8 protein-coding genes are annotated in these 8,852 nt (G+C 66.9%); all 8 read right to left on the bottom strand.

All coding sequences use genetic code 11. The features are described 5' to 3' along the window. Positions 1–280: 280 nt before the first annotated feature. Positions 281–1,093 carry a serine O-acetyltransferase gene (gene cysE / locus NHN26_RS14520; protein ID WP_253090118.1) on the bottom strand — a complete coding sequence of 271 codons (813 nt, stop codon included), beginning with the start codon at positions 1,091–1,093 and terminating at the stop codon, positions 281–283. Positions 1,094–1,286: 193 nt separating this feature from the next. Further along, the gene (locus tag NHN26_RS14515; RefSeq protein WP_435594211.1) at positions 1,287–1,595 is read right to left on the bottom strand and encodes a DUF7742 family protein; all 309 of its coding nucleotides are present in this window, start codon (positions 1,593–1,595) and stop codon (positions 1,287–1,289) included. Between the two features lie 4 nt (positions 1,596–1,599). After that, a complete protein-coding gene (locus NHN26_RS14510) occupies positions 1,600–2,319 on the bottom strand; it encodes a DUF2793 domain-containing protein (RefSeq protein WP_253090116.1) in 720 nt (239 codons plus the stop codon). Beyond that, positions 2,312–6,208, bottom strand: a complete 3,897-nt coding sequence (locus NHN26_RS14505) for a baseplate multidomain protein megatron (protein ID WP_253090115.1) — start codon at positions 6,206–6,208, stop codon at positions 2,312–2,314. Before NHN26_RS14505 ends, NHN26_RS14510 begins: the two co-directional genes overlap by 8 nt. Positions 6,209–6,211: 3 nt before the next feature. Beyond that, a complete protein-coding gene (locus tag NHN26_RS14500) occupies positions 6,212–6,655 on the bottom strand; it encodes an NlpC/P60 family protein (protein ID WP_253090114.1) in 444 nt (147 codons plus the stop codon). Continuing rightward, positions 6,652–7,539 (bottom strand): phage/gene transfer agent baseplate hub protein, encoded by an 888-nt coding sequence (locus NHN26_RS14495; protein ID WP_253090113.1) that lies wholly within the window; start codon positions 7,537–7,539, stop codon positions 6,652–6,654. Before NHN26_RS14495 ends, NHN26_RS14500 begins: the two co-directional genes overlap by 4 nt. After that, positions 7,539–8,171, bottom strand: coding sequence for a DUF2460 domain-containing protein (locus NHN26_RS14490; protein ID WP_253090112.1), 633 nt, complete (start codon positions 8,169–8,171; stop codon positions 7,539–7,541). Before NHN26_RS14490 ends, NHN26_RS14495 begins: the two co-directional genes overlap by 1 nt. A 15-nt stretch (positions 8,172–8,186) precedes the next feature. Further along, positions 8,187–8,852, bottom strand: coding sequence for an RcGTA-type gene transfer agent tail tape measure protein (locus tag NHN26_RS14485; RefSeq protein WP_253090111.1), 666 nt, complete (start codon positions 8,850–8,852; stop codon positions 8,187–8,189).

Raw genomic sequence — 8,852 nt, 5'->3', positions numbered from 1 at the left:
ACGCCAAGTGAACTGAGAAACTCCGTCATAGTCTCCATGGAGAAACTCCACCCCTGTTAGCCAACAGAGACGGACTCGCAGAACGGAAAAATCACAGGAAGGTGGGGGCAAAACACCGTTTACGGTTCAAATTCAGATCAGCCGCCTGTGGCCCCCGTCACGGCGCCCCGCGACGGCACCACCGCACGCGCCCCCCCCCTCGCGCCGGGGGGCCTGCGGCTGACCATCGACCGTCCCTCCGCACGCCTCGGCCCGAGCAACGCACCGATCGGACCTTCAGTCACTCGCCATCGCCCCCGAGTCGGTGATCCATCGTCACCGAGGGCTGCTCGCAACCGGCCTCGCCGACGATCCGGGCAGGCACCCCCGCAACAGTCGATTTCGGCGGCACATCCTGCAAGACCACCGAGCCGGCCGCGATCCGAGAGCAGCAGCCGACCTTTATGTTTCCCAGGACTTTCGCGCCCGCCCCGATCAGCACGCCATGGCCGATCTTGGGGTGGCGGTCGCCCTCTTCCTTGCCGGTGCCACCCAGCGTCACCGAATGCAGCATAGAGACGTTGTCGCCGACCACGGCCGTCTCGCCGATCACGATGGAATGGGCGTGGTCGATCATGATCCCCTGCCCCAGCCGTGCCGCCGGGTGGATATCGACCCCGAAGGCCTCGGACACGCGCATCTGTACAAGATAGGCCATGTCGCGCCGTCCGCTCTGCCAGAGCCAGTGACCCACGCGATAGGCCTGCAATGCCTGGAATCCCTTGAAGAACAGGATCGGCTGGATATAGCGGTGGCAGGCCGGATCACGGTCGTAGACCGCCATAAGGTCCGCCCGGGCCGCCTTGCCCAGCCCGGGGTCGGCCGCATAGGCGGCATCGGCGATCTCGCGCAGCAATTGCTCGGACATCTCGCCGGACGAGAGCTTCTGCGCGAAGCGGTAGGCCAGTGCGTCGTCAAGACCGCCATGGTGCAGAAGGCTGGAATGCATCAGCCCGCCCAGCAGGGGCTCGTCCGTGACGGCCGCGGCCGCCTCGTGGCAGATGCGTTCCCAGACCGGATCAAGTTTGGTCAGGTGCGGTTTCGTCTTGCCCATAGGCGTCCCCTTCCTTTTGCGCGACAGGCTACACCAGCGCGTCGGCGAAGACAAAGCCCGGACATGGCGCAGCGCGCAAGATCTTCAGGCCGGGGAGAAGCCACGCGGGATCCCCCGGCCCCGCAAGGAACGGGGCCCGGGCGTCATGGGGCAGGAATGGGATCCGCAGGACCAGACCGCACCCGACCCGTGGTCAGGCAAGGCCACGCGGCGTCGCCGTGGCAGCTCGGCGATCCGCGAGTGTGGCGAAGACCAGCGCCAGGCAGCGGCAATAGTCGGGATCGTCGAGCAGTGGTTCAGGCGGAAGGGACTCCTGCTGGGCAAGCGCCATGAGAGAACCGTTGCCCCAGGCCGGATGCGCGCGGCCAAATCGCTTGCGATATGCGTCCGCCGCTTCGGCACGCTCGAGCATCAGCGCCATGGATGCGGTGCGTTCACCGGGAGGACAGGCGAAAAGCGCCCGCGCGGCGGCCACCGCGTCGCCAGGAAGAACCGGGCGCATCGGCCTAGACCACCCCCGGCGGAGCGAACTCGGCATAATGAACTGCAAACCGCACCTTGCCGCCTGCGAAGGTTCCGTCCAGAGGGGTCAGCACAAGGGGTTCGGGCCCGTAATAGGTCATCGGCTGGCCCAGAACGCCCAAGGCATAGGAGTTCAGCCCGGTCCCCAGCCCGCTCCCGAAACGGTCGGGCGCCCCCTCGCTCCCGAGGCTCCAGGCCTGGACCGTTCCGGTGATCGGGTCGATCACCCGTGCGGTAACCGCGAAGACCATCGCGTGCGAGGGGATCATCTGCGTCGTCGGCTGGGCGCCCCCTGCCGAGATCGGATGGTCGAATTCCACGACCCGGGTCGCGAAGGCCGCCCCCGTCGGCGTGACCGCCCCGGAGGTCGCAACCGGCACCCATCGGGTCCCGTCATGGCGCATCTCGCTATCCGTATCGACGATCCAGGCGCGCCAGCCCGCGAGAGGTTCGGCGAAGATCCAGCCACCATTGTCGGCGATCGCGATGCTGCCCGCCTGCCCGGCCCAGTCTCCGGAGGCGCCAGCCGCGACACCCCACGCCTGGCCGTCATGGGCGTCGGCGGGCGGCGCGGCAAGGCCGAGGCTTTGCAGTCGCAGTTGCACCAGCGCGTCAAGCTTCACCAGCGCCTCGTTCACGGTCACATGCTTCTGGGCCTGTGCAGCCTGCAACAGCGGCAGGGAAAGGTTGGCGGTTTCAGTCATCGATCACGATCCTCCGATAGGGTCCGGGTCCGAACTGGTCGGACAATTGCGCCACCTCGACGGCGACGGGCTGCGCCCCGGCATCCGCCGCCCGCATCTGCGCGGTGTAGTTCCAGCCTGGCGCCTGGGTTGTGGTCTCACGCAGCACCTTGCCGCCCAAGCCGACCACGCGCAGGTGATAGGCCTCATGCGCTTCACCCAGCGGCACCTCGACCGAGGCCCAGCTGTCCCCGTCGATCCGGGTCCGACGGATCCAGCCAATGACAAGGCCACCCTGCCCGTCGGGCCGTGCGATCAGGTGGCAGGGCGCAAAAGGTCTGAGGCCGATCCCGTCGAACGCCTGAACGACATGCGTGAAAGAGGCATCGTCATAGGGACGAGAGCCGGGACCGACCCGGTAATTGCGGTCCAGCCCGCGAGCCGATAGCGGCAGGCCGATCTGCGTCGGCCCTCCATCGAGCAGCACCACTCGGCTGCCCTCCGGCCAGAGCGCGGGCATCAACCCGTCGGTCCCTGCCTGACCGCGAAGCCTGAGGCGCAGATCGTAAGTCAGGGGCGCCACAAGATCCGCGCGGGCAAACTGGAAGATTTCCCAGTTGCCGGAACTGCCATCGCCGATCGCAGCCGCATTCGCCCCCGCCAGCAATTCGGCCAGCCCCACGGAGGACAGCGCCCCCGACGAGAGTCTGACGCGAAGCGCCGGCCCGCGATCCCAGCGCGCGGGCGCGGCGGCGGCAAGCGGACTTTCGGTCACGCCGATGATCGCGGGTTGGCCGATCAGGGTGTTGAGTTCGTAGCCCGAATCGCTGACGGCGCCATAGAGAGCGACCGTGCCGGGCCATGGCATCGCGGCCACCGCAAGATGGGGCGCGTGCGGCACTTCCTCACCGGTCAGCAGCGGCAGGTCCAGGAACACGGGATGGACGGGCATGGGGGGCACGAAGGGCGCTTGCCGCACCGGCGCCTCGTCGCGGTTCGGCGGCGGGTAGAGGCCACGTTCGACCCGGACCGCCTCGATTTCGCGCGCGCCGGACAGATCGACCCGGTCGACGCGGAAATCGCCGCCGGGCAAGCGCAGGACGTCACCCGGCCCGACCTCCATCATCGAGGGCGGCAATGCAAAGCGGGCCCGGTCGCGCGCGACGCGGGATTCCGCCAGCCATCGCTCGACCACCGCCTGCCCCTCGCCGCCAGTCAGCACCAGGGCCAGTTCGCTGGAGGCGACCGTGCGGCTTCTTTCATCGGGCAGGATCGCCTCTGCGGCGCGGGTCTCGTAGGCACCGTCGGATTCGATGAAGGAAAGACGGACCCGCCCGGCGGTCTCGGCCTCGGGGGTCCGGATATGTTCGATCTCAGACGACGACCGCTCGGTTGTCACAAGACGCCCCGCATCGATGACCCGTCTGGGCTGCCCGTTGCGGTTGAAGAAGACAAGCTTCCCCTCGCGCTCGGCCGCCTCGGCGCCATGGGCTAGCATCAGGGGCTGAAGCGCGCTGCGCGCACCGTCGTTGCCCGTCACCGCGTAACCGCGCACAAGCCCGTACAGCTGCTCGACATCCGGGGTCTCCAATCCCGTTGCCGCGCAGATCTCGGCGACCACGGCATCAAGGGCCTGCGCCGAGCTCCGTCCGTTCAGCCAATGACCGCGAGCGTAGTTGTCACCATCCGCCCAAAGCTCTCGGTTGCCCGGGAAATGCGGGAAAGGCCGGGCGTCCCAGGCCCAGACATGAGCGCGGGAGAGGTCGATCATCCGTCCACCATAGACGTCCGACACCGGGTTCTTCGCAGGGTCGGCCCAATAGGTCAGAACCGCCCGAAGATACTGGTGCTGGATCAGGTCGTCGCGCGCGCCCGTCGAATAGGGCGGCAGCGCGTTCTCGGAGGATTTCGGGTCGACAAACAGGTTCGGCGCGTTGGTGCCCTTGTCCACAGCGGCACAGCCGAATTCGGTGAACCAGACCGGTTTCGAGCGCGGCAACCAAGGCGTCGGCACGGCCTGCCAAACGCCACCGACGCGGTCATGATGAGGGTTCTCCCACCAGCTGCGGATATCCTTGTAGCGCCAGACCCAGGCCTCGCCATACGCTCCGTCGGTGACCGGAACGCGGATCTGCGCATTGCGGGCCTCGACGCTGGGATAATACCAGTCGTAGCCCTCGCCGCCCTCGATATTGGCCTTCAGATAATCGAGCGCATGGATCGCACCCCAATCGGCATCCAGATGCTCCTCACCCTCGCGCCAATCCGAGAGCGGCATGTAATTGTCAATGCCGATGAAATCGATGTTCGGGTCGGCCCAGAGCGGGTCGAGGTGGAAGAACCGGTCGCCCGGCTGATGGGCGGGTTGATACCCCGAATATTCGCTCCAGTCGGCAGCATATCCGATCTTCGCACCCGGCAGCACCGCGCGGACATCTGCTGCCAGCGCGCGCAGCGCCTCGACCGCGGGAAAGCTGTTGGCCGGGCCGCGGATCGTGGTCAGCCCCCGCATTTCGGACCCGATGCAGAACGCCCCCACCCCGCCCGCAGCAGCACAGAGATGAGCGTAATGCAGGATGAATCGGCGATAGCTCCAACCGTCGTTTCCAGTGTAGCGGACCGTCTGGCCATCGAAGGCAAAGTCTTCCGGCCGGGCCGAGCCGAAGAAATCGGCAACCTCCGCAGCGGCTTCATGAGTGCCATCGGGCGAGAACGGATGGCCCGGCGCAAAGGACAGCGTGATCCGCCCCCGCCAGGGCAGATGGGGCTGGCCCTCTTCCCCGGAATAGGGATCGGTCAAGGTATTGCCCTGAAGCTGATCCATCAGGATGAAGGGGTAGAACACCGCTTCCTGCCCGCCCTCGGCGAGCGCCTTGATTGCCTCGATGACGCTTTGGTCGGACGGCGTGCCACCATAGATCGCCCGACCCTCGATGCGCGGGATCACATTGGCCTCGTCCCGCGACAGCCCCGCCACACGCCAACGCATCGGCTTGCCGTCGATATCGTCCTGTTCGACGCCGGGCGCGATGCGCGCCATACCCGCCCGCAGATCGCCCGAGAACCAGCTCACCACCAGCACCACCGACCCCACGCGCGGCAACTCGCCCCGCAGCGTGTCCAGCGACACCGCGATGTCGGATTTGCCGCCCGGCGTGTTCACATTGGCCGAACGTACTACGCCCGGTGCATCCTCGAAATGGACGGGCGTGGTGGCCAGCGCATATTCCCCCGTGCCCGGGATCAGCGCGACCCCCTGAACGAGATGGGCAAGGTCCTCGACCTCGCCCGCCGCCGCGCGCACCGCCTCGAACGAGAATTGCGGCACACGGTTGCCGAACCGGACCAGATCGAGATCCTCGATCACCAGATAGGCAATGCCGCGATAGGCCGGCGCCTGGCCCATGCCTTCGACCGCCTCGATCAGCGGGTCTGGCAACTGGTCCTCGCTGCCCGAATAGACCCGCATGTTGATCTCGTCGGGGGCGATCTCGGCCCCATCGGCCCAGATCCGGCCCACCCGCGCGATCTCGCCCTCGCAAAGCGCAATCGCCAGGCTGACGGTATAGCTGTATTCGCGGACCTTGGGCTGCGACGGCGCACCCTTTCCGCCACCCGACTTCTTAACCCGCTCCTTGAAGCGCGAGGCCCAGATCACCTGTCCCGACAGCCGCGATCGCCCCCAGAGCCGGGTCACCGGCGCCCCCTCGCTGGCGCCGGTCAGGTGAAACCGCTCGACGCGGCCGGTCTCGATCGCCTGCGAGCCCGTTCCGAGCAATTGCTGGTCGATCGCCCGGCCGATAGTGGCGCCGACGGCCCGGCCGATCACCGCGCTCGACAGCCCCAGCACCGAGCCCCCCAAAGCGGAGCCCGCCGCCGCACCGGCCGCGGACAGAACGATTGTTGCCATGGTCTAAGTCCTTTCGGGAAACGCGAACCGAGCCACGATGCGGCGTGCCCATGGCGTCGAGAGCGGGCTCTCGACCACCCCGTGGCCATGATAGGCGTGGATGAAACTCGCCCGCGCGCCGATCGCGCCCTGAATGCCCAGATGCTTGGCAACACCCGCCTCGCGCAGACGGAACAAGATGACGTCTCCAACGGCCGCGTCCGCTACAGGCTTCTCGAGAAGATGCCGCCGAGCGGCCGCCCAAAGCGTTTCCTCGCCCTGAGGTTCGGACCAGTCGGGCGTATAGGGCGGCACCGCCTCGGGCTCGGTGCCGTAAATCGCCCGCCACACTCCGCGCAGCAGGCCCAGGCAGTCCGCCCCCGCCCCCGGCATCGAGCCCTGATGGTGATAGGGCGTGCCGATCCAGCGCCGGGCCTCGACCGCGGCACGCTCTGCGATCTGGCTCATCGGTTCAGGCTCCCCCCGTCATTGACACCCGATTGGGACGGATAGGCCATCAGCCAGTCCTCCCCCGGAACGTGCGGGAAGCCACGGAAGTTCGCGAAGTTGTTAAACTTCCAGCGGCAGGTATCGGCCGAGCGGTCGCAGCCGGCAATCAGCCGCAACGAATCCCCGGGACCGACCGCACCGCGGATTTCGGACCACAGTTCCACGACGCGCACCCCGGCCTCGTGGCGGTCGGCCTTGATCACCCCGAACAATCCCGCAGCCGGGCCGGACAGGACCTCGAGCCGACCATGCTCGAACCAGCGCGGTTGAAACTCGTTCATCGCCTCGAAGCGGAAGATACGCCGGGCTTCGATCAAACCTGCCGTCACCAGCGTCGAAAAGCCAGGACGGGTCGCGTCGAACCCGCAGGCGGCATCTCCCAGAACCGCTTGGCAGGGGCTCTGGTAAACCCGCCCCAGCGGTTGGTTCAACGCTTCGGCCTGACCACGGATCTCGACCTCGAACCCGCCGCCCGTGCGCGCGAACTCGCCCAGCGAACCGACGAAAAGGATCAGCCGCTGCCTGACATCGGCCCAATTCACCAACCAGATACACAGCGATGCGGCGTCATAACGGCCCGCCGCGACATCATCCTCGGTGATCGCCTCGGAACTGAGCGCGCCAAGCGCAGCCGAGTTGTCCACCGAGAGACCCGTCGACTGGGACAGCGCCCGCGCGCTCATTCCGGTTTCGGCGCGGAACGTCACACCATCAAAGGAAAGATCCCGATCATGGTCTGTGAACCCCAGAACCACCCCGTCGTGCCGCGTGATCGCCCAGGCCCGCGCAAGCGTCGTCGCGCCGCTCGCCAGATGCGCCTGCAATGCCTCGGAGATCGCCATCAGACCCGAACCTCCACAACCGGCACCGAGGGGACATCGCCCACCTTGAAGCTCGCAACCGATGTCTGGATACGGTCGGTGTCGAAACGTACCGGCACGTCGAACTCGAAACCGGCTGTCACCGCCGCGCCGAATTCGGGTGCCTCTGCCAGCATCACCAGCCCCGTCGCGGTATCGACCGTGAAATCCAGGCCCTCCGCCAGTTCCACCCCATCGATCCCAAGTCGAACGCTGTCCGCGACCGGTTTCGTGATCGGGCGCACATAGGAATGCCCGCCCGAGGAATAGGTCTTGGTCAATTGGAACAGCGTCTTCGACCCGTCGCCAAAACCGATCCTCTGGTCGTCGAAGGCAGGATCGCGCGAGGGAAGGCAGGACTTGAAGTCCGACCAATCCTTCCAGCGGAACCCGTAAAGCTGTCCGCGCCGCGCCTCGAAAAAGGCGATCATCGCCTCGACATCGTCGAGCGAGCGCATGGCAACGCCGGCGTCGTAGCGCCGCCGGCCATGTTCCCAGGGCGTGTTGCGTTCCTCGAACCCGTTGGCGAGCGTCACGATCTCGGTGCGCCGCTCGGGTCCGCCGACCGAGCCGAAGCTCAGGTTGGCCGGGAACCGGACCTCGTGAAATGCCATGTCCATTCCTCCGCGTTATCTGTTGCGCTGGCCGCGCGCGATCAGCCGCCCCATATCCGCGGCGATCTGGCTCTGGCTGCGGGCAAAGCCCTGCACATCGGGCGTGGTGATGTTCATGACGACCTGCACCGGCCGTCGGCCGCCGCCTTCGCTTCTGATGCCCAGCCGACCATCCGCACCGCGCGCCAGCGGCAGGATCGCCTCGGGGCCAGCCTCGCCCATCAGGCCCGTCCCTCCGCGCATCGGGAAATGGGTGGCCCGGTCGATCACACCGCCAGTGGCAAAGGGAATGACGCGGCCCTGGGTAAAGGCTCCGCCCTTTGCGAAGGGCACCGCGGCACTGACCAGCCCCTCGATGCCACCCGCGACAAGCCCGCCCAGTTGGTTCTGAACCGGCTTGATCGCCGCCGAATAGGTGGCGTTCACGATCGAATTGGCGACGGTCTTCAGCGCATCCGACAGCTTCATCCCGTCGAAGACGAGCCCGTCGAAGGCCCGCCTCAATCCGCTGCCGATCGAACGCGACAGGCTGCCAACCTCGCGATTGGTCAGTGTCAGGCTCTCGCGCATCCGGAACAGTTCCACCTCGAAGGCCGCCGCGGTTCCCCGCGCGCCGCCCAACGTCTTCTCCAGCGCCTCGATCTGCGCATCGAAGGCGTCGAAATCCTCTGCCTGGGCCAT

This window comes from Rhodovulum tesquicola, from assembly GCF_024128855.1.
GTDB classification, from domain to species: Bacteria; Pseudomonadota; Alphaproteobacteria; order Rhodobacterales; family Rhodobacteraceae; genus Rhodovulum; species Rhodovulum tesquicola.
Note: the sequence above shows the minus strand (reverse complement) of the source record. Positions and strands in the feature narration are given on the sequence as shown.